15 protein-coding genes are annotated in these 18,660 nt (G+C 72.0%); 12 read left to right on the plus strand and 3 right to left on the minus strand.

Annotation, left to right across the window (positions count from 1 at the left end; all coding sequences use genetic code 11):
• Positions 1 to 156: 156 nt before the first annotated feature.
• A complete protein-coding gene (locus tag ACIPTO_RS03800) occupies positions 157 to 792 on the plus strand; it encodes a VOC family protein (RefSeq protein ID WP_401189256.1) in 636 nt (211 codons plus the stop codon).
• 77 nt (positions 793 to 869) lie between these two features.
• Complete coding sequence (locus tag ACIPTO_RS03805; protein WP_401189258.1) at positions 870 to 1,280, plus strand: VOC family protein; 411 nt, start codon at positions 870 to 872, stop codon at positions 1,278 to 1,280.
• On the opposite strand, the gene ACIPTO_RS03810 is transcribed toward ACIPTO_RS03805, so the two are convergent.
• Both ACIPTO_RS03810 and ACIPTO_RS03815 read right to left on the minus strand, forming a co-directional pair.
• A complete protein-coding gene (locus ACIPTO_RS03810; protein ID WP_401189259.1) occupies positions 1,260 to 1,949 on the minus strand; it encodes a helix-turn-helix domain-containing protein in 690 nt (229 codons plus the stop codon). The genes ACIPTO_RS03805 and ACIPTO_RS03810 overlap by 21 nt on opposite strands.
• 42 nt (positions 1,950 to 1,991) lie before the next feature.
• Complete coding sequence (locus tag ACIPTO_RS03815) at positions 1,992 to 2,927, minus strand: AraC family transcriptional regulator (protein WP_366312030.1); 936 nt, start codon at positions 2,925 to 2,927, stop codon at positions 1,992 to 1,994.
• Positions 2,928 to 3,008: 81 nt separating this feature from the next.
• Between ACIPTO_RS03815 and ACIPTO_RS03820 the strand changes: the two genes are divergently transcribed.
• Complete coding sequence (locus ACIPTO_RS03820) at positions 3,009 to 3,851, plus strand: NmrA family transcriptional regulator (RefSeq protein ID WP_401189261.1); 843 nt, start codon at positions 3,009 to 3,011, stop codon at positions 3,849 to 3,851.
• Between the two features lie 97 nt (positions 3,852 to 3,948).
• On the opposite strand, the gene ACIPTO_RS03825 is transcribed toward ACIPTO_RS03820, so the two are convergent.
• Positions 3,949 to 5,121 carry a YihY/virulence factor BrkB family protein gene (locus ACIPTO_RS03825; protein ID WP_366312034.1) on the minus strand — a complete coding sequence of 391 codons (1,173 nt, stop codon included), beginning with the start codon at positions 5,119 to 5,121 and terminating at the stop codon, positions 3,949 to 3,951.
• A 528-nt stretch (positions 5,122 to 5,649) separates the two neighbouring features.
• Here ACIPTO_RS03825 and ACIPTO_RS03830 point away from each other — a divergent pair.
• From ACIPTO_RS03830 to ACIPTO_RS03870, 9 genes are all read left to right on the plus strand, one after another.
• Positions 5,650 to 8,100 (plus strand): Pls/PosA family non-ribosomal peptide synthetase, encoded by a 2,451-nt coding sequence (locus ACIPTO_RS03830; RefSeq protein ID WP_401189263.1) that lies wholly within the window; start codon positions 5,650 to 5,652, stop codon positions 8,098 to 8,100.
• Positions 8,101 to 8,143: 43 nt separating this feature from the next.
• The gene (locus ACIPTO_RS03835) at positions 8,144 to 10,231 is read left to right on the plus strand and encodes an amino acid adenylation domain-containing protein (protein ID WP_401189264.1); all 2,088 of its coding nucleotides are present in this window, start codon (positions 8,144 to 8,146) and stop codon (positions 10,229 to 10,231) included.
• A gap of 55 nt (positions 10,232 to 10,286) precedes the next feature.
• On the plus strand, positions 10,287 to 11,291 hold the full coding sequence (locus tag ACIPTO_RS03840) for a TauD/TfdA family dioxygenase (protein ID WP_401189265.1): 1,005 nt from the start codon (positions 10,287 to 10,289) through the stop codon (positions 11,289 to 11,291).
• Positions 11,288 to 12,316 (plus strand): 2,3-diaminopropionate biosynthesis protein SbnB, encoded by a 1,029-nt coding sequence (gene sbnB, locus ACIPTO_RS03845; RefSeq protein WP_366312040.1) that lies wholly within the window; start codon positions 11,288 to 11,290, stop codon positions 12,314 to 12,316. The genes ACIPTO_RS03840 and sbnB overlap by 4 nt, the downstream gene beginning before the upstream one ends.
• A gap of 32 nt (positions 12,317 to 12,348) precedes the next feature.
• The gene (sbnA, locus tag ACIPTO_RS03850) at positions 12,349 to 13,332 is read left to right on the plus strand and encodes a 2,3-diaminopropionate biosynthesis protein SbnA (RefSeq protein WP_401189268.1); all 984 of its coding nucleotides are present in this window, start codon (positions 12,349 to 12,351) and stop codon (positions 13,330 to 13,332) included.
• A gap of 90 nt (positions 13,333 to 13,422) precedes the next feature.
• Entirely contained in the window at positions 13,423 to 15,057 is a 1,635-nt protein-coding gene (locus ACIPTO_RS03855; protein WP_401189269.1) for an acyl-CoA dehydrogenase family protein, read from the plus strand.
• A 206-nt stretch (positions 15,058 to 15,263) separates the two neighbouring features.
• Positions 15,264 to 16,565 (plus strand): GAF domain-containing protein, encoded by a 1,302-nt coding sequence (locus ACIPTO_RS03860; RefSeq protein ID WP_401189271.1) that lies wholly within the window; start codon positions 15,264 to 15,266, stop codon positions 16,563 to 16,565.
• A gap of 200 nt (positions 16,566 to 16,765) precedes the next feature.
• Positions 16,766 to 18,025, plus strand: a complete 1,260-nt coding sequence (locus tag ACIPTO_RS03865) for a hypothetical protein (RefSeq protein ID WP_366312048.1) — start codon at positions 16,766 to 16,768, stop codon at positions 18,023 to 18,025.
• 45 nt (positions 18,026 to 18,070) lie between these two features.
• Positions 18,071 to 18,643: a GNAT family N-acetyltransferase gene (locus tag ACIPTO_RS03870; protein ID WP_366312050.1), complete on the plus strand. Its 573-nt coding sequence runs from the start codon at positions 18,071 to 18,073 to the stop codon at positions 18,641 to 18,643.
• Positions 18,644 to 18,660 lie beyond the last annotated feature (17 nt).

Below are 18,660 nucleotides of genomic sequence, written 5' to 3' on the forward strand. Positions count from 1 at the left end.
CGATGGAGCAGGCGCCATCGTCGACATGGAGCCGGCGCCTTCGCCGACATGAGCGGCCGTCTTCGTCGATGTGGCGCCGGGTATTCCGTCGTGCGCACCGGAATTGAGGTGCTTTCCCCTGCTGTGGTGGGGTTCCGCCGCGTAGCCTCGGTGGGGATGAATGCCCTTCCCGCACTTCTCGATCATCTCGTCCTCGCGACCCCCGATCTCGCGGCCACGGTCGCCGAGTTCACCGGGCGTACGGGGATCGCGCCGGTCGCGGGCGGAGCCCATGTCGGGCTCGGCACCCGCAACTGCCTTGTCTCCCTCGGTGGTTCGCGCTATCTGGAGATCCTCGGGCCGGACCCGGAACAGCCGGAGACGTCCGGTCCGCGGCCCTTCGGGGTCGACGGGCTGGCCGCCGCCCGGACGGTGACCTGGGCGGTCTCCCCTCCCGATCTGGACGCGGCGGTGGCGGCGGCCCGGGCGCGGGGGTACGACCCCGGGCCGGTGCGGGCGATGAGCCGGCGCCGGCCCGACGGGACACTGCTGGAGTGGCGGCTCACCGACGGGAACACCGCGCATCCGTCCGGTCTGGTGCCGTTTCTCATCGACTGGTGTTCCTCGCCGCATCCGACGACCACGCCGGATCTGCCCGTCGCTCCGCTGCTGGAGCTGTCCGCGACGGCGCCGGTGCCGGAGGAGATCCGCCCGCTGCTGTCGGCCGTGGGGGTGGAGCTGGCGGTGACGAGCGGGCCGGTGCGTCTCTCCTTCACGCTGGACACCCCGCGCGGGCCGGTCGCCTTCGGCTGAGCGGCCGGCCGCACACGCCCCACCACGTGTCCGATTCGTTCAAGACCGGCCCGCCCGGCCCGCCTACGGTTGCTCCCATGACTCCACGATGCGACGCGATCGGCCTGGTCGTCTCCGACATGGCCGCCTCTGTCACCTTCTACCGCCGGCTCGGGTTCGCGTTTCCCGAGGGCGCCGAGAGCCTGCCGCACGCGGAGGCCGGACTGCCCGGTGGGCTGCGGCTGTTGCTGGACACCGAGGACACGGTCCGCTCGTTCCATCCGGGGTGGCGGGCACCCGGGGGCGGCAGCGGCAGCCGGGCCGCGCTCGCCCTGCTCTGCGACGACCCTGCCGAAGTCGACCGGGTCTACGAGGAGTTGGTCGGTGCCGGGCACCACGGCGAGCTGAAGCCGTGGGACGCCTTCTGGGGGCAGCGGTACGCCGTCCTGCACGACCCCGACGGCAACGGAGTGGACCTCTTCGCCCCGCTAGCCGGCTCTGCCGAGTAGTTCGCCGAGCGGCATCCCCGCCAACTCCCTGACGTCCCGGGCGAGATGGGCCTGGTCCGCGTAACCGGACCGGGCCGCCGTCTCCGCGAAGGGGACTCCGGCGCGGGCCAGGGCGAGGGCGCGCTGGAGGCGGAGCACCCGGGCGAGCGTCTTGGGGCCGTAGCCGAAGGCGGTCAGGGAGCGGCGGTGCAACTGGCGTGCGCCCAGGCCGAGTTCGTCGGCGGTGGCGGCGACGGGTCGGCCGGCGCCGAGGGCCGCGACGAGGTGGCGCAGCAGGGGGTCGGGGGCCGGGGTGCGGGTCGCGCGTTCCAGTGCCAGTCGCTCCAACTCGGCTGTCGGGTCTGGGGACTTGGCGAGGCGGGCGTGGAGGCGGCGGACCGTCGCGGTGGGCCAGAGGTCGGTGAGGTCGACGCGGCGGTCGCGGAGTTCGTGTGCGGGGACGCCGAGATAGGTGGGGGCGGTGCCGGGGGCGAAGCGGATGCCCGCCCAGCGGGTGGGTTCGCCGCCGGAGGCGTGGGCGCGGGTGTCCGGCCCAGCGACCAATAGGCGGTCCTCGTTCCAGAGGAGGTCCATGCAGCCGTCGGGGAGGACCGGCCCCGTGGTGGGGTTCTCGACGGTTCGGCTCCAGACCACCGCGCCCGGCAGCCGCGACGCCCTCTCCACGTACACGCTCACAAGGCTACGCCGACGGCCTGACGGCCGGCGGAGTGGTCATCCCGGCCGTGTGCGGTGCTCCTGCGGGCTCACGCCGTGGACCCGTTTGAAGGCGGTGGACAGGGCGAAGGCGCTGCCGTAGCCGACCTGTCTCGCGATCGCGCCGATGGTGTCCTGGGTGTCGCGGAGGCGGTCGGCGGCGAGGGCGAGGCGCCAGGCGGTGAGGTAGGACATCGGGGGTTCGCCGACGAGGTCGGTGAAGCGGCGGGCGAGGGCCGCGCGCGAGACGCCCGCCTTCGCGGCCAGGGAGGCGACCGTCCAGGGGTGGGCGGGGTCGTCCTGGAGGAGGCGCAGGACCCGGCCCACGACCGGGTCGGACTGTGCGCGGTACCAGGCCGGGGCCTCCGCCTCCGGGCGGGAGAACCAGGCCCGCAGCGCGGCGATGACCAGCAGGTCGAGGAGGCGGTCCAGGACGACCTCCTGGGCGGGTTCGTCGCGGACGGTCTCCTCCATGAGGAGCGGGGTGAGCGGGCACTCCCAGACCTCGGAGGGGAGCGTCAGCAGCGGCGGGAGGGCGTCCAGGAGGCGGCCGTTGATCTCCCCGCGCATGAGGTACGTGCCGATGAACATGACCGTCGAGCCGTCGAGGCGGTCGCCCCAGGTGCGGACGCCCAGGTCCATGGAGCCGTTGAGCGGTGTGCCGTCGGGGTAGTGGCACGCGCCGCCGGGGAGGATCACGGCCTGCGGGGCGGTGTCGGGGGTGTCTCCGCAGGTGTACGGGTCGGGGCCGCGGGCGATGGCGAGGTCACCGGGCCGCAGCCGTACGCGCTCCCCCGTGTCCGGGGTGATCCAGGCGTCGCCGCGGACCATGAGCATGACCGTGAGCGGGGCGCGGTCCTCGATGCGTACCGCCCACGGCGGGTCGAAGCACGCGCGGATCATGAAGGCGCCACGCGCGCGTGGGCCCTCCAGAAGGCCTGCCAGGGCGTCCATGCGGCCAGCGTAGACGGGCGCTTATGGGAATGAGCCGTTCAGCGATGGGCGGTGCCGGCGCGCGGGCGTTGACTGTTGGGCATGACACAGAACGCGCGGAACACGACGATGGTGGTCACCGGCGCTTCGGGGCGTACCGGGCGGCGGGTGGCGCAGGCGGCGCGGGAGGCGGGGCTGACCGTGCGGGAGGCCTCGCGCGCGTGGGGGTTCGACTGGGCGGAGCGGTCCACCTGGGCGGACACCCTGCGGGGCGCGGACGCGGCGTATCTCGTGCATCCGGGGGACGTGGGGGCGCCGGACGCGGGGCGTGCGGTGGGGTTGCTCGCGCGGGAGGCGGTCGGGCTGGGGGTGCGGCGGCTGGTGCTGCTGTCGTCCCGGGGTGAGGAGCGGGCTCGGCCGGCGGAGGAGGCGGTGCGGGCGTCCGGTGCGGACTGGACCGTCGTACGGGCGTCGTGGTTCGCGCAGAACTTCAGCGAGGGGCCCTTGGTGGAGGGGTTCCGGGAGACTGGGGAGCTGGTGTTTCCCGGGGGTGAGGTGCGGGAGCCGTTCGTCGACGTGCGGGACATCGCGGATGTGGTGGTGGCGGCGGTCACGGCCGGGGACCGGTATGCCGGGCAGGTGATCACCGTGTCCGGGCCCCGGTTGCTGACGTTCGGGGAGGCGGTCGGGGAGATCGCCGCGGTGACGGGGCGTGCGCTGGGGTACCGGGCGGTGTCGGCCCGTCAGTACGGGGACGTGCTCGCGGGGTTCGGGGTGCCGGCGGAGGAGGTGGAGTTCCTGGTGGAGTTGTTCGGGTCGCTGCTGGACGGGCGGAACGCGTATCTCTCCGAGGGGGTGCGGGAGGTGCTCGGGCGGGAGCCGCGGGACTTCTCGGAGTTCGTGCGGGACGCGGCCGCGGCCGGGGTGTGGACGGCCTGTTCGTAGGCCGCGGGGCCGTCGTGGCCGGGGCGCGTCGGGCCCGTGCGCCGGCCGCGGGCGGTCGTGGCCGGTGGCGCGGTTCCCCGCGCCACCGGCGGTGCGCTCACTTGTCCGGTGACTGCGAGGAGTCGCCGGTGCCCTTGTGGTTGTGGGTGCTCTTCGCGTGGGTGCGGAGGCGGGAGGTGACGTCCTCCGGGGGGAGGAAGCGGGACCAGCGCTCGGGGAACTCGGAGGGCATGTAGGAGTCGTCGGGGTCGTCGTCGTCCTCGTCGTCCCGGGCGCGGACCGCGGCCCTGCGGGCGACGTACTCGGCGACCTGCTCCTCCTGGCGGCGTTCGTTGGCGGCGCGGGCCGCGGCGGTGGCGGCGGCGGGCCAGACGCGGTCGATGGCCGCGTTGACGGCGGCGCCGACGAGCACGGCGAACGCGGAGACGCCGATCCAGAGCAGCACGGCGACGGGCGCGGCGAGGGAACCGTAGATGGTGGGGCCCTCGACCGTGCTGGTGAGGTAGATGCGCAGCAGGTAGCTGCCGAGGACCCACATGGCGAGGGCGACCAGGGCGCCGGGGACGTCCTCGATCCACGGGGAGCGGACGGGCACTGACACGTGGTACAGCGTCGTCAGGAAGACGACGGACAGGACGATGACGACCGGCCAGTACAGGACCTGGACGACCGTCTCCGACCACGGCACCACGTTCACCACGGCGTCCGGCCCGGCGACCATGAGCGGCAGCGCGACCGAGCCGATCAGCAGGGCCGCGACGAACAGGGCGAAGGACACGATGCGGGTCTTGACGATGCCGCGCACGCCGTCGAGGCCGTACATGACGGTGATGGTGTCGATGAAGACGTTGACCGCGCGGGAGCCCGACCACAGGGCGAACAGGAAGCCGATGGAGATGACGTCGGGCCGGCCGCCCTTCATCACGTCGTGCAGGATCGGCTGGGCGATCTCGTGCACGCCCTTGTCGGACAGGACCGTGCGGGACGCCTCCAGGATGTTGTTCTCCAGCCCGGCGATGCTGTCGGCGCCGGTCCAGCTGTCGACGTAGCCGAGCAGGCCGATGAGGCTCAGCAGGAGCGGCGGGACGGACAGCAGCGTGAAGAACGCGGCCTCGGCCGCGAGGCCCAGAATGCGGTACTCCATGCAGGAGTTGACGGTGTCCTTGACCAGCAGCCAGGCGGTCCTGCGCTTGGAGACGTTCCGGTAGAGGGCACGCGCCCGGTGGAACCGGCTGGTGGGCCGCTCGGGGGTTTCACTTGCTGACTGCACGCCCTAAAGGTATCCGCCGCGCCGGGATGCACTCATCCCCCGGGGCCGTCGGCCGGGCGGGACGCCCTCGGAGGCGGTCGTGTCATGCGCGCGCTGGCCGAAAACAATCGCCCCGGCATTCGAAGCCGCATTCGATACTTTCCCGGTCGTTCCGGAGAGTGTCCCGGTGGGGACTTCGACCGTCAATTTCTGTTGACCAGCACCCCGGCCGGCGAAGACGAAAAAGCGCCATTGACCGAAAGAGCCTTGACCCGTTCCAGAATGTCCAGAAATAATCCGGACTGCATTCGTTGCGCGCGTGGGGACGTCAGCGCACACGACTCGGGGGAATCACACAGGCCCATGACCGGGGTCTCGAACACATGGCAACTCTGTACACAATGCGGAACTCCATTCTCATGAATTCCCATTCATCCCATCCGTTTCGCGTGCCTTTCGACATTTTCCCGCCGTGAACTCCGGGTGCGACTCCGCCGTATTCGCCTCTGGCACATTCAAAGGCGACGATCAGTATCAAGGAGCCACGTGGTGGGAAAACCCGGCACCGTGACCGAGACCGTCCTCGCGGAGGTCCTGGCCGGTGTCGTACGCAAGGAAGCGATACCCCTCGACAGTCACTTCTTCGACGACCTGGGCGCCAACTCGTTGGTCATGGCACATTTCTGCGCCCGGGTGAGAAAACGCGAGGATCTGCCGTCGGTATCGATGCGGGACGTCTACGGATATCCCACGATCCGCAGTCTCGCGGCCGCACTCGCCGACACACCCGAGCCCGCCGCGCCGGTTCAGGCGGAGGCACCGCCGGCCGGGAGCACGAACCGCTATCTGCTGTGCGGGGTGCTTCAGTTCCTGGTTTTCGCGCTGTATTGCGCGCTCGCCGGGATCGTCACCGGACAGGGCTACGAATGGGTTTCCTCGGGTAACGGCGTGGTGCAGGTCTATCTGCGCTCCGCGATATTCGGCGGCGCGGTGTTCGTCGGTGTGTGCACGGTGCCGGTGGTGGCCAAGTGGGTTCTCGTGGGCCGCTGGAAGGAGACCGAGTTCCCGGTCTGGGGCCTCGCGTACGTCCGGTTCTGGACGGTCAAGGCCCTGCTGCACGCCAACCCGATGATCCTGTTCGCCGGCAACCCGGTCTACGTCCTCTACCTGCGCGCGCTCGGCGCCCGCATCGGCAAGGGCGTCACGATCCTGACCCACTCGGTCCCGGTCTGCACCGACCTGCTGACCATCGGGGACGGCACGGTCATCCGCAAGGACACCTTCTTCCTCTGCTACCAGGCACGGGCCGGCCGCATCCGCACCGGCCGGGTCACCCTCGGCAGCGGGGTCTACGTCGGCGAGAAGACCGTCCTCGACATCGGCACCGTCATGGGCGACGGGTCCCAACTCGGCCACTCCTCCGCCCTGTACGACGGAGCCCACGTCCCGGCGGGGCGACGCGCGCACGGCTCCCCCGCGCAGCCCACGGACGTCGACTACGTCCGCGTCCCGCACGCGCCCTGCTCCGCGCTGCGCCGCTTCGGCTACGGCCTGGCCGCGATCCTGCAGATGCTGCTGGTCTACGTGCCGCTCGCGATCGGCGGCAGCTACATGCTGCTGACCGTGGTCCCGGCCCTCGACCACCTGCTGGATCCCGACACCCATGACCTCGGCTCCGCCCGGTTCTACGGCGAGGCACTCGCGCTGTCGCTCGCCGCGTTCGCCGCGTTCGTCGTGCTCGGCTTCGCCGCCGTGTCACTGGTGCCGAGGCTGCTGCGTCCGCTGCTGCGCCCGGACCGGGTGTATCCGCTGTACGGCTTCCACTACTCGGTGCAGCGCGCGGTGGCCCGGATGACCAACCTGAAGTTCTTCAAGTGGCTGTTCGGGGACAGTTCCTACGTCGTCGGCTACCTCAAGGCGATCGGCTACGACCTCGGCGTGGTGGAGCAGACGGGCTCCAACTTCGGTACCGAGGTGCAGCACGAGACGCCGTATCTCGCCACGGTCGGAAGCGGCACGATGGTCGCGGACGGGCTGTCGATCGTCAACGCGGACTTCTCCAGCACGTCGTTCCGCCTCTCGCGCGCCACGATCGGACCGCGCAACTTCCTGGGCAACAACATCGCCTACCCCTCGGGCGGGCGCACCGGCGACAACTGCCTGCTCGCCACCAAGGTGATGGTGCCGATCGACGGCGAAATCCGCGAGGGCGTCGGCCTGTTGGGCTCGCCCTGCTTCGAGATCCCGCGCTCGGTGGAGCGCGACAGCCGCTTCGACCATCTCCGCGAGGGCGACGAGCTGAAGCGCCGGCTGGCCGCGAAGAACCGCTCCAACCTGCGCTCGATGGGCCTGTACCTGTTCGTCCGCTGGCTGCACTGGTTCGTGCTCACGGTGGTCGGCTTCGGCGCCGTCGACCTGTACGGCGGCGAGGGCATCACCGGCGGCCTGCTGATCGGCGCGTCCCTGATGCTCGGACTCGGCTTCACCGCCGGGTACTACGTGCTGGTGGAACGGCTGGTCGGCGGATTCCGGCCGCTGGAGCCGAAGTTGTGCTCGATCTACGACCCGTACTTCTGGTGGCACGAGCGACTGTGGAAGGTGCCGGACACCTATCTCCAGGTGTTCAACGGCACGCCGTTCAAGAACGTGCTCTGGCGGCTGCTCGGTGTGCGCATGGGCAGGCGGGTCTTCGACGACGGCGCCTACATCACCGAGCGCACGCTGACCGCGATCGGCGACGACTGCACGCTGTCGGCGCACACCAAGGTGCAGTCGCACTCGCAGGAGGACGGCACCTTCAAGTCCGAAATGATCACCATCGGGGCCGGCTGCACCCTCGGGGTGGGGGCGCTCGTCCACTACGGCGTCTCGATGGGCGACGGGGCCGAACTGGCCGCCGACTCCTTCCTGATGAAGGGCGAGGAGATGCCCGCGCGGTCCCGGTGGGGCGGGAATCCGGCGGTGGCGCCACGGCGCGCCGGACAGCACATGGCTCCCTGACGGCTCGTGCCACAGGGAGAAGGAAACAGGGGGAAAGAGAACGATGGAGATCATTCCGCGGTGGACGCTCACTCCGGTGCCCGGTGTGGCGGAGCACGAAGTGCCCCTGCCCGACGGGGTGTCGGCCGAGCCCGCCGCACTGAAGGCCGCGCACGCCGCAGTCCTCGGCGCACTGTCGGGCGAACCCGCCGACGAGGACCCGGCGCTGCAGGTGAGCGTCACCGGGCGCACGCTGCGGCTGCGGTACCGCACCGACGTCCTCGACGCGGAGGCAGCCGCCCGTGTCGCGGGCTACCACCTGACCGTCCTCGCCGAGCCGGACCGGCCGGTACTGCTGTCGGACGCCGAACTCCGCTTCCAGCTCGACGAGTTGGCGGGCCCGCGACGAAAACTGCCGGACCGGCGGGTGCACGAGCTGTTCGAGGACATGGTGGCGGTGTGTCCGGACGCGGTCGCCGCGGTGCAGGGCGACCGGCAGTGGACGTACCGGGAGCTCAACTCCCGCGCGAACCAGCTGAGCCGGGGCCTGCTCTCCCGGGGCCTCGCCCGCGAGGGTGTCGTCGCCGTGGTGCTGGAGCGGAACCTGGACTGGATGGCCGCCGTGCTCGCCGTGTTCAAGGCGGGCGGGGTGTATCTGCCCGTCGAGCCGCACTTCCCGGCCGACCGGGTGGCGAGAGTGCTCCAACGCGCCGGATGCGCCCTGGTGTTGACCGAGCACGGCAGCGACGGCTCGCTCGGCGACCCCTCCGACCGGACGCTCTACGTCGACGAGGTGTACGCCGAGGGCCACCCGGACGGTGACCTCGGCATCACGGTCACGCCGGGCCAACTCGCCTACATCTACTTCACGTCGGGCTCCACCGGTGAGCCCAAGGGCGCGATGTGCGAGCACGCGGGTTTCCTCAACCACGTGTACGCCAAGCTCGACGACCTGGGGATCGGCGCCGGGCAGGTGGTGGCGCAGACCGCGCCGCAGTGCTTCGACATCTCCCTGTGGCAGCTGGTCTGCGCGCCGCTCGTGGGCGGGCGGACGCTGCTGGTGGAGCAGGACGTGATCCTGGACGTGGCACGGTTCGTCGACACCGTCGAGGCGGGGCGCGTACACGTCCTCCAGGTCGTGCCGTCGTATCTGGAGGCGGTGCTCGCCGAGTTGGAGCGGCAGCCGCGCCACCTCCCCGACCTGCGCTGCGTGTCGGTCACCGGGGAGGCCGTGAAGAAGGAGCTGGTGGACCGCTGGTTCACCGCGCGGCCCGGGGTGCGGCTCGTCAACGCCTATGGTCTGACGGAGACTTCGGACGACACCAACCACGAGGTCATGGACCGGGCACCGGACGGCGACCGCGTCCCGCTCGGCCGGCCCGTCTCCAATGTGCGGGTGTACGTGGTCGACGAGGACCTGGTGCCCGTGCCGCTGGGCGCGCCCGGCGAGATCGTGTTCTCCGGGGTCTGCGTGGGCCGCGGGTACGTCAACGACCCCGAGCGGACGAAGGCGGCGTTCACCGAGGACCCGTACCGGCCCGGTGAGCGGCTGTACCGCAGCGGGGACCACGGGCGCTGGCGCCCCGACGGCAAGCTGGAGTTCCTCGGGCGCCGGGACAACCAGGTGAAGATCCGCGGGTTCCGCGTCGAGATCGGCGAGATCGAGAACGCGCTGCTGCGGGTGGACGGGGTGCGGGACGGCGCGGTGGTCGTCGTGCGCGGGACGCAGCTGGTGGCGTTCTGCACCGGCCCGCGGCCCGTGACGGCCGACGCCGTGCGGGAGCGGCTCGCCGCGTCGCTGCCCGCGTACATGGTGCCGTCGGTCGTGCACTGGCGGGCGTCGCTGCCGCTGACCGCCAACGGCAAGACCGACCGCAGGACGCTCACCGCGCTCGCCGGTGACCTGGACGCCGTCGGGGACGGGCCGGACACGCCCGCCGAGCGGCGGCTCGCGGCGGCCTGGGCGACGGTCCTCGGCATCCCGGCCGACCGGATCGGCCGCCAGGACCACTTCTTCGACCGCGGCGGCACCTCGCTGGCCGCGGTGAAGCTGGCGGTCGCCCTCGACCGGGCGATCAGCCTCAAGGACGTCACGCGCCACCCGGTCCTCGCGGACCTGGCCGGACTGCTGGACCCGCCGGTCTCCTCCTGAGCCCAGCCGCACCCCCGGCCGAACGAACGACAGCACCACCGAAAGGAACACCGAGATGTCGCTCTCATCCGCGACGCTGCTCCACTCCGTCGCCCTGGGCCCGGACCGTCCGCCGCTGCTGGCGGCCGACGCCGGCGCGGACCCGGCCGGCTGGGTCGCCGGACACCGTGACGCGCTGCGGGCCGTCGTCGCCGAGCACGGCTGCGTCCTGGTCCGCGGGCTCGGCCTCGCCGACCCGGCGGGCGCCGAGGCCGTCTTCCGGCGGCTCGCGAACTCCCTGATGGCCGACCGGGAGCCGTTCGCGCCCCGCCGTACGTACGCCGAGGGCGTGTACTCCGCCACCAAGTGGCCGACCGACCAACCGATGTGCCAGCACCACGAGTTGAGCTACTCCCTGGAGCTCCCGGGGCTGCTGCTCTTCGCCTGTCTGGAGGCGCCGACGGAGGGCGGCGCGACCCCGGTCGCCGATGCCGAGGCCGTCCTGCGGTCGCTGCCCGCGCCACTCGTGGAACGGTTCGAGCGGGAGGGCTGGATGCTGACGCGGACGTACCACGAGGAGATCGGGGCGTCGGTCGCCGAGGCCTTCGGCACCGACGACCGGGCCGTGGTGGAGCGCTACTGCCACGCCCAGGGCATCGAGTTCGCCTGGCAGCACGACGGTTCGCTGCGCACCCGCCAGCGCCGCGCCGCCGTGCTCCGCCACCCGGTCACCGGCCGCCCCTGCTGGTTCAACCAGATCGCGTTCCTGAACGAGTGGACGATGGAACCCGAGGTCCGCGAGTACCTCGTCGACGTCTACGGCGCCGACGCGCTCCCCTTCAACACCCGCTTCGGGAACGGCGATCCGATCGACGCGGGCATCGTGACGGCCATCAACGAGGCCTACGACCGTCATGTGCGGCGCGAGCCGTGGCGCTCGGGGGATCTGCTGCTGGTGGACAACATCCGTACCGCGCACGGCAGGGAGCCGTTCGCGGGGCCGCGCGAGGTGCTCGCCGGGCTCGGCGATCCGGTGCGGCTCGGCGACCTCGCCCCGTCGGCCGGCGGGAGGGCGGCATGAGCATCGGGACACCCTCCTTCTCGGTCATCAGCGGCGAGCAGGTCCACCTGGCCCTCGCCGGGCGGGAGCCGGAGATCCGCGCCCTCGTGGAGGCCACCTACCGGCTGCACGGCGCGGGCGACTCGGTGAACCCGCCGTCGTACTTCCTGCGCTTCCCGGACCGTCCGTCGTCCCGGATCATCGCGCTGCCCGCGTCGCTCGGGGGGCCGTCGCGGGTGGACGGGCTGAAGTGGATCTCCAGCTTCCCGGAGAACACCGGGTCGGGGCTGCCCCGGGCCTCGGCGGTGCTGATCCTCAACGACCCGGACACCGGCTATCCGTACGCCTGCCTGGAGAGTTCGGTGATCAGCGCGACCCGTACGGCGAGTTCGGCGGCGCTCGCGGCCGACAGGCTCAGCCAGGGACGGACCCGGCCGGCTCGGGTCGGGTTCGTGGGGACGGGCCTGATCGCGCGCTACATCCACACTCATCTCCGCGCCACCGGCTGGGAGTTCGAGGAGACGGGCGTGTACGACCTGTCCGCGGAGAGCGCGGAGGGGTTCCGGGGGTATCTGGAACGGTCGCAGGCGCCGGGGCGGATCACCGTGCACGACAAGCTCGAAGGCCTGGTCCGATCGAGCGATCTGCTGGTGTTCGCGACGATCGCGGGCACCCCGCACGTGCACGATCCGTCCTGGTTCGACCACCATCCGCTGGTGCTGCACGTGTCGTTGCGGGACCTCGACCCGGCGGTCCTGCTCGCGTCCGCGAACTTCGTGGACGACGTGGAGCACTGTCTGAAGGCCGACACCTCACCGCATCTCGCCGAACAGGCCACCGGGGGACGCGAGTTCATCGACGGCACGCTGGACGACGTGCTGACCGGGCGGGTGACCGTACCGGCCGACCGGACCGTGGTGTTCTCGCCGTTCGGGCTCGGGGTGCTCGATCTGGCGGTCGGCCGGTTCGTCCATGACGAAGTGGTACGACGGGGTGAACTCCACGTCGTCGACGGGTTCTTCCACGAGCTGCGCCGGCACGGCTGACGGCGATCGTGGCGCACCACCAGGGGGAGAACATGGCTGTTATTTCCGATCCCGCGGAGTTCAACGAGGACGACCTCTACGTCGACCTGCGGGCCGCGCTGGAGCTGCCGCTCTATCTGAAGTGCGAGGGCTTCAACTTCGCCGGCTCGGTCAAGCTCAAGGCCGCCACCGAGATGGTGAACGCCGCCGAGCGGGCCGGGATCCTGCGGCCCGGCTCGGTGCTCGTCGAGTCGTCGTCCGGGAATCTGGGCGTGGCGCTCAGCGTGCTCGCGGCGAGCCGCGGTTACGGGTTCCTGTGCGTCACCGACAGACGCTGCAACGTGCCGACGGTGCAGCTGATGGAGGCGCTCGGCAGCCGGGTCCACGTCATCGACCAGCCCGACCCGCACGGCGGCTTCCTGGGCGCCAGGATCGGGTACGTGCGGGCGCTGTGCGCGTCCGACGAGCGGTACGTATGGCTCAACCAGTACACCAACCAGGGGAATTGGCGGGCGCACTACCGCACCACGGCACCCGCCATCGCCCGCCGGTTCCCGCGGCTCGACGTGCTGTTCGTCGGGGCCGGGACCACCGGGACGCTGATGGGCTGCGCGCGCTGGTTCTGGGAGTGGCGGCGCCGGGTGCGGATCGTCGCGGTGGACGCGGCCGGTTCGGTCACGTTCGGCGGGGAGGCCGGGCTGCGGATGATCCCGGGGCTCGGCACCAGCGTGGCGCCGCCCTTCCTCGACACGTCGTACATCGACGACGTGATCCATGTGGCGGAGCCGGACACCGTGGGGACCTGCCGCCGGCTGGCCGCGCGGGGCTTCCTGTTCGGCGGCTCCACCGGCACGGTCGTCCGCGGCGCCGAGCAGTGGCTCGCGCGCAACGGACGGCACGGCACCACCGCGGTGGCCATCGCCCCCGACCTCGGCGAACGCTATCTGGACACGGTCTACCGCACCGGCTGGCTGGAGGAAGAGGAGGCAGCGGCGCCGGAGACGGCGATGCTGGCGGCCATGTCCCGCTCGGCCTGACGTCCGGGGCGGCGGCGTGTCAGGGTGAGATCCCGCGCACCGCAGGGTGGATCTCCAGACCGCCGCCGTCCCCCCGGGTAGGTTCCAGCCATGGCACGCACCACCCACACCGTGACGAACCAGACTCCCCCACTGGTCGGCTACGACGTCTTCACCGCCGACCGCGTCCTCACGGAGGCGGTCGAACGGCACACACCGCCCGGACTGCTGGACGAGGTCCGGGACGACCTCTCCGCGCTGGGCCGCGCCGCCGGTTCGGCCCAGCTCCAGGAGTGGGGTGCGCAGGCCAACGAGAACCCCCCGGTCCTGCGCACCCACGACCGCTACGGCCACCGGACCGACGAGGTCGAGTTCCATCCGGCCTGGCACCGGCTGCTCGGCAAGGGCGTGTCCGCCGGGCTGACCGCTGCCTGGAACCGCCCGGCGGGCCATGTCCGCAGGGCCGCCGGGTTCCTGGTCTGGACCCAGGTCGAGGCGGGCAACTGCTGCCCCCTGTCGATGACCCACGCGGCCGTGCCCGCCCTGCGCGCCGACCCCGCGCTCGCCGCCGAGTGGGAGCCGCGGCTGACGTCCGTGGTCTACGACCGTGAGCTGCGGCCCGCGCGGCTGAAGGCCGGTGCGGTCCTCGGGATGGGCATGACGGAGAAACAGGGCGGCAGCGACGTCCGCGCCAACACCACCGAGGCCCGCCCGCTCGCCGAGGACGGGACGTACGAGCTGACCGGCCACAAGTGGTTCTGCTCGGCGCCCATGTCCGACGGATTCCTCGTGCTGGCGCGGGCACCCGGCGGGCTCACCTGTTTCCTCGTCCCCCGCGTGCTGGCCGACGGCACCCGCAACGTGTTCCTCCTCCAACGCCTCAAGGACAAGCTGGGCAACCGGTCGAACGCCTCCGCCGAGGTCGAGTTCGACGGCACCTGGGCGCGCCGGGTCGGCGAGGAGGGGGCCGGGGTGCGCACCATCATCGGGATGGTCGCGGCGACCCGGCTCGACTGTGTGCTCGGCTCAGCCGGGCTGATGCGGCAGGCCGTCGCGCAGGCGGTCCATCACGCCGCCCACCGCGAGGCGTTCGGCGGCCCGCTCATGGACAAGCCGCTGATGCGCAACGTGCTGGCCGACCTCGCCCTGGAGTCGGAGGCGGCCACCGCCCTCGGGCTGCGGCTCGCGGCGGCCTACGACGACGGCGGTGAACAGGAGGCCGCGTTCCTGCGGTTGGCGGTCCCGGCCGCCAAGTACTGGGTGACGAAGCGCTGTTCACCGGTCGCGGTCGAGGCGGCCGAGTGCCTGGGCGGCAACGGCTATGTGGAGGAGTCCGGACTGCCGCGCCTGGTACGGGAGTCGCCGCTCAACTCGATCTGGGAGGGCGCCGGGAACGTCCAGGCCCTCGACGTGCTGCGGGCGTTGCGGCGTGAACCGCAGGCGCTGAACGCCTTCCTGATCGAGGTCGGCCGGGTGCGCGGCGCCGATCACCGGCTGGACGGGGCGATGAAGAACCTGCTCGCCGAGTTCGCCGACCTGGAGGGCATCGAGGGCCGCGCCCGGCGCCTGGTCGAGCGGATGGCGCTCGTGCTCCAGGGGGCGCTGCTCGTCCAGTACGCGCCGCCCGAGGTCGCCGACGCCTTCTGCGCGTCCCGGCTGGGCGGCGACTGGGGCGCCGCGTTCGGCACCCTGCCGCCGAGCCTGGACCTCGCGTCGATCGTCGAGCGGGCCCGGCCGGCGGTCTGAGACGGACCGGCACAACGCGAGGGTGGTGCTGCGCCGACACGGCACCACCCTCGCAGCGTGGGACAAGTTTCAGACACCGTACGGCTGTTCACCAGGGTTGCAGAGGGTTGCAACTTGGCCGCTTCTGTGTCCGGACTGTCTCCCTCCGTCACCGTGGAGCGGCACTATGAGAACAACAGTCGATACGGGACCGGAGAGAAGGACCCATGGCGAACCCGCCGGCCGGTCGGACGTGGCGCACCACTGTCGACGCGGCACGGACGGCCCGGATGCTCAGCGACGCCCGGCACTCCGGGCTCTCCGGGCTCCCCGGACAGCGCGCCCGCACCCCGCCGCGCCCGGTGATCGAGGAGTCCTGGGAGCGCGCGTTACGCGGCGGGACCCGCCCCGACCACGATCTGCGCACCGGGCTGCTCTCCCTGGAGGAGGTGGAACGGCGGCGCGGCGCGAGCCCGTTGCGGCATGTGCTGCCGGTGCTGCGCGAGGGGCTGGTGTCGGTGGCGGATGCCGCCCACCACATCGTGCTGGTCGCCGACGCCGAGGGCCGCGCGCTGTGGCGGGAGGGCAGTCCCGCCGTGCTGCGCAAGGCCGACGAGGTGGGCATCGAGGTCGGCACGGACTGGCGCGAAGACGTCATCGGCACCAACGGCGTGGGCACCCCGGCGGTGGTACGGCGGCCGGTGCAGGTCTTCGCCGGTGAGCATCTCTCGCACGCGCTGGCCGCGTTCACCTGTGCGGGCGCCCCGATCACCGACCCCAGGGACGGCCGGCTGATCGGCGTCGTCGACGTCAGCGGCCCGCTGGAGACCATGCACCCGGCGACGCTGGCCTGGGTCGACTCGGTGGCCAAGCTCGCCGAGGCCCGGCTGCGGGAACTGCACATGACCTCGCTGGAGCGGCTGCGCGCGGTGGCGGCGCCGATCCTGCCCCGGATCGGCGGGCAGGCCCTGGTGGTGGACCGGGACGGCTGGACGGCGGCGGTCACCGGCATGCCGTACGCGAGACGGATCGCGCTGCCCAAGTCGCCGTCGGAGGGACGTCGTTGGGTGCCCTCGCTCGGGCTGTGCTCGCTGGAGCCGCTGGCCGGGGGCTGGTTGATCCGCGTCTCCGACGACCCGGCGCCCGTGACCGCCGCGGCCCGGATCGTGCTCGACCTGGCCCTGCCGCGGCACTGGTCGGTGACGGTCTCCGGCAGCGCGGGCTCCTGGACCCATGAACTGAGCCCGCGGCATGCCGAGTTGCTCTACCTCCTCGCGCTGCACCGCACCGGCCGCAGCGCCGCGGACCTCGCCGAGGACATGTTCGGCGACCCGGGCCGCACGGTGACGGTACGGGCCGAGCTGTCGCGGGTGCGGCGCTATCTCGGGGCGGTCCTCGAACACCGGCCGTACCGTTTCCGCGAGGACGCCGAGGTGGAGGTGGTGCTGCCGGACGACCCGCGCGGGCTGCTGCCGCACTCCACGGCACCCGGGGTGGCCCGGGGGCGGGCGTCGGCCCAAGTGCCGTAGCGGACACGGAGACGCGGGTCAGGGCGCCGGCCCGGACAGGTGGCGCAAAAGACGCGTCCGGCGGCATCTTCCGCATATTTGCAGGGTCTTACCCATGCGGGGGCCATGACTGCCGTAGCATCCCTCTACGGGCCACCCCACCTGCTCCCTGGTCAACGCATGAATCACCAGGCGCAGTTGGCTCGCCTCGGGAGGACACTATGAGTGCACGTGGGCGACATCGCCGGCGCAAGCGGGGCAGGGCGCTGCGCGCCGTGCTGACCGGGGCCGCGCTCGGCCTCACCGCGGCCGCGACGATGATCAGCGCCTCGCAGGCCACGGTCGGATCGGATCCCGGGGCGCTCAAGCCCCTGACCTCGGCCTCCGACCTGGGCGCGTTGCAGCTGAGGGAGCGTCTTGAGCCACAGGAGTCCCTGGACCGGCTCGCGTCGGCGATGGGCCGGCCGGTCGGTGTCGACGCCGTCCTGAAGAGCGCCGACCACACCCTGCGCGACGCCGCCGACTGCACGACGGACGAGAAGTCCGCGCTGCCCGTCGAACCGGCCGCCACGCACGCGTACTGCTGGGACAGCGGCGACGCGGCCGACCCCGCCTGGACGCCCCGCTCGGTGACCACCTCGGGCGACGCCGACGAGGACGGCTGGTGGGGCTCGAACCGGGTGATCCTCTCCGGCTGGACCGCGAACAGCCGCGGCCTGGCCCGGGTCGCCTTCGTGAACGCCGACGACCCCGCCCGCCTCACCTACACCTGGGCCCTCCTCGCCGTGCCGACCGACGGCGGACGGGACTACCGCGCCCTCGTCTCCACGATCTCCGGCATGGTCTGGTACCAGGACAAACTCCTGGTCACCACGACCGGCGGGACGCGCGACGCGCTGTACGTGTACGACATGAACCGCATCCAGCGGACCACGGTGACAGCCGGAACGGTCGGCCGGGTGCGCGAGGGCTGGTCGGCCGCCGGGTACCGGTACGTGCTGCCCGCCGTCGGGTCGTACCGGCTGAGCGGCGGCGCGGCGGCCGTGCGGCCGGTGGGTCTCTCGCTGGACCGCAGCAGCGTGCCGGACAGTCTGGTCGCGAGCGGCGCGAAGCGGCTGTGGCGCTATCCCTTCAGCCGGGATCCGGCGCGGCCGGGGCTGCTCGCCACCGACTCGGCGGGGCGCGCGGTGCCCGAGGAGGCGTACGCGACGAAGGCCGGTGGTACCGGGGGCGTGCTCGCGAACGGGTCCGCCTGGTATGTGGGCGGCACACCCGGGAAGCACGACACGCGCGGCTCGCTGTGGCGTCAGAACACCAGTGACGCGAAGGCCACCGAGTGCGGGGCCGACGACTCGCACCGGTGCTGGAGCGCGCAGACCGACTCCCTCTCCTACTGGCAGGAGACCGGCGAGGTCTGGTCGGTGTCCGGGCGGATGCTGTTCGCCCTGCCGCTGAACTCGATCGACAGCTCGCTCGGATGATCACCTGATCGACAGATCCGTGGGCCGGATGATTCCCTGACGGGCATGACGAACACGCCCGTGACCACCTGGTCCCTGGAGCAGACCGACCCGAGCGACCTCCTCCCGGCCATCGCGCCGGACGGGGACGTGCGGATCGTCCGCTCCGAGCTGCCCTCCCCCGAGTTCAGCCGTTTTCTGTACGCGTCCGTGGGCGGGGACATCCTCTGGATCGACCGGCTGCACTGGACGTTCGCGCGGTGGCGGGAGCATCTGGACCGGCCGGGTGTGGAGACCTGGGTCGTGTACGACCGGGGCACGCCCGGCGGGTACGTGGAACTGGAGCCGCAGGACGACGGCGTCGTGGAGATCGTCTACTTCGGCCTGATCCCCGCCTTCCGCGGCCGCCGCCTCGGCGGCCACCTCCTCTCCTACGGCGCCGCCCGCGCCTGGGACCTCGCCGACCGCTGGCCCGGCCGGGCCCCCACTCGGCGGGTCTGGGTGCATACGTGCAGCCTGGACGGGGTGCACGCGATGGACAACTACCAGCGGCGGGGCTTCAAGCTCTTCGACACACAGGTCGAGGAGGTGCGGCTGGTCCCCACGCCGGGCCCCTGGCCGGGGGCCCACCAGGCCTGACCTGGCCTGTCCGCCCC

The sequence above is a fragment of the Streptomyces sp. NPDC090083 genome, assembly GCF_044747445.1.
Classification (GTDB): domain Bacteria; phylum Actinomycetota; class Actinomycetes; order Streptomycetales; family Streptomycetaceae; genus Streptomyces.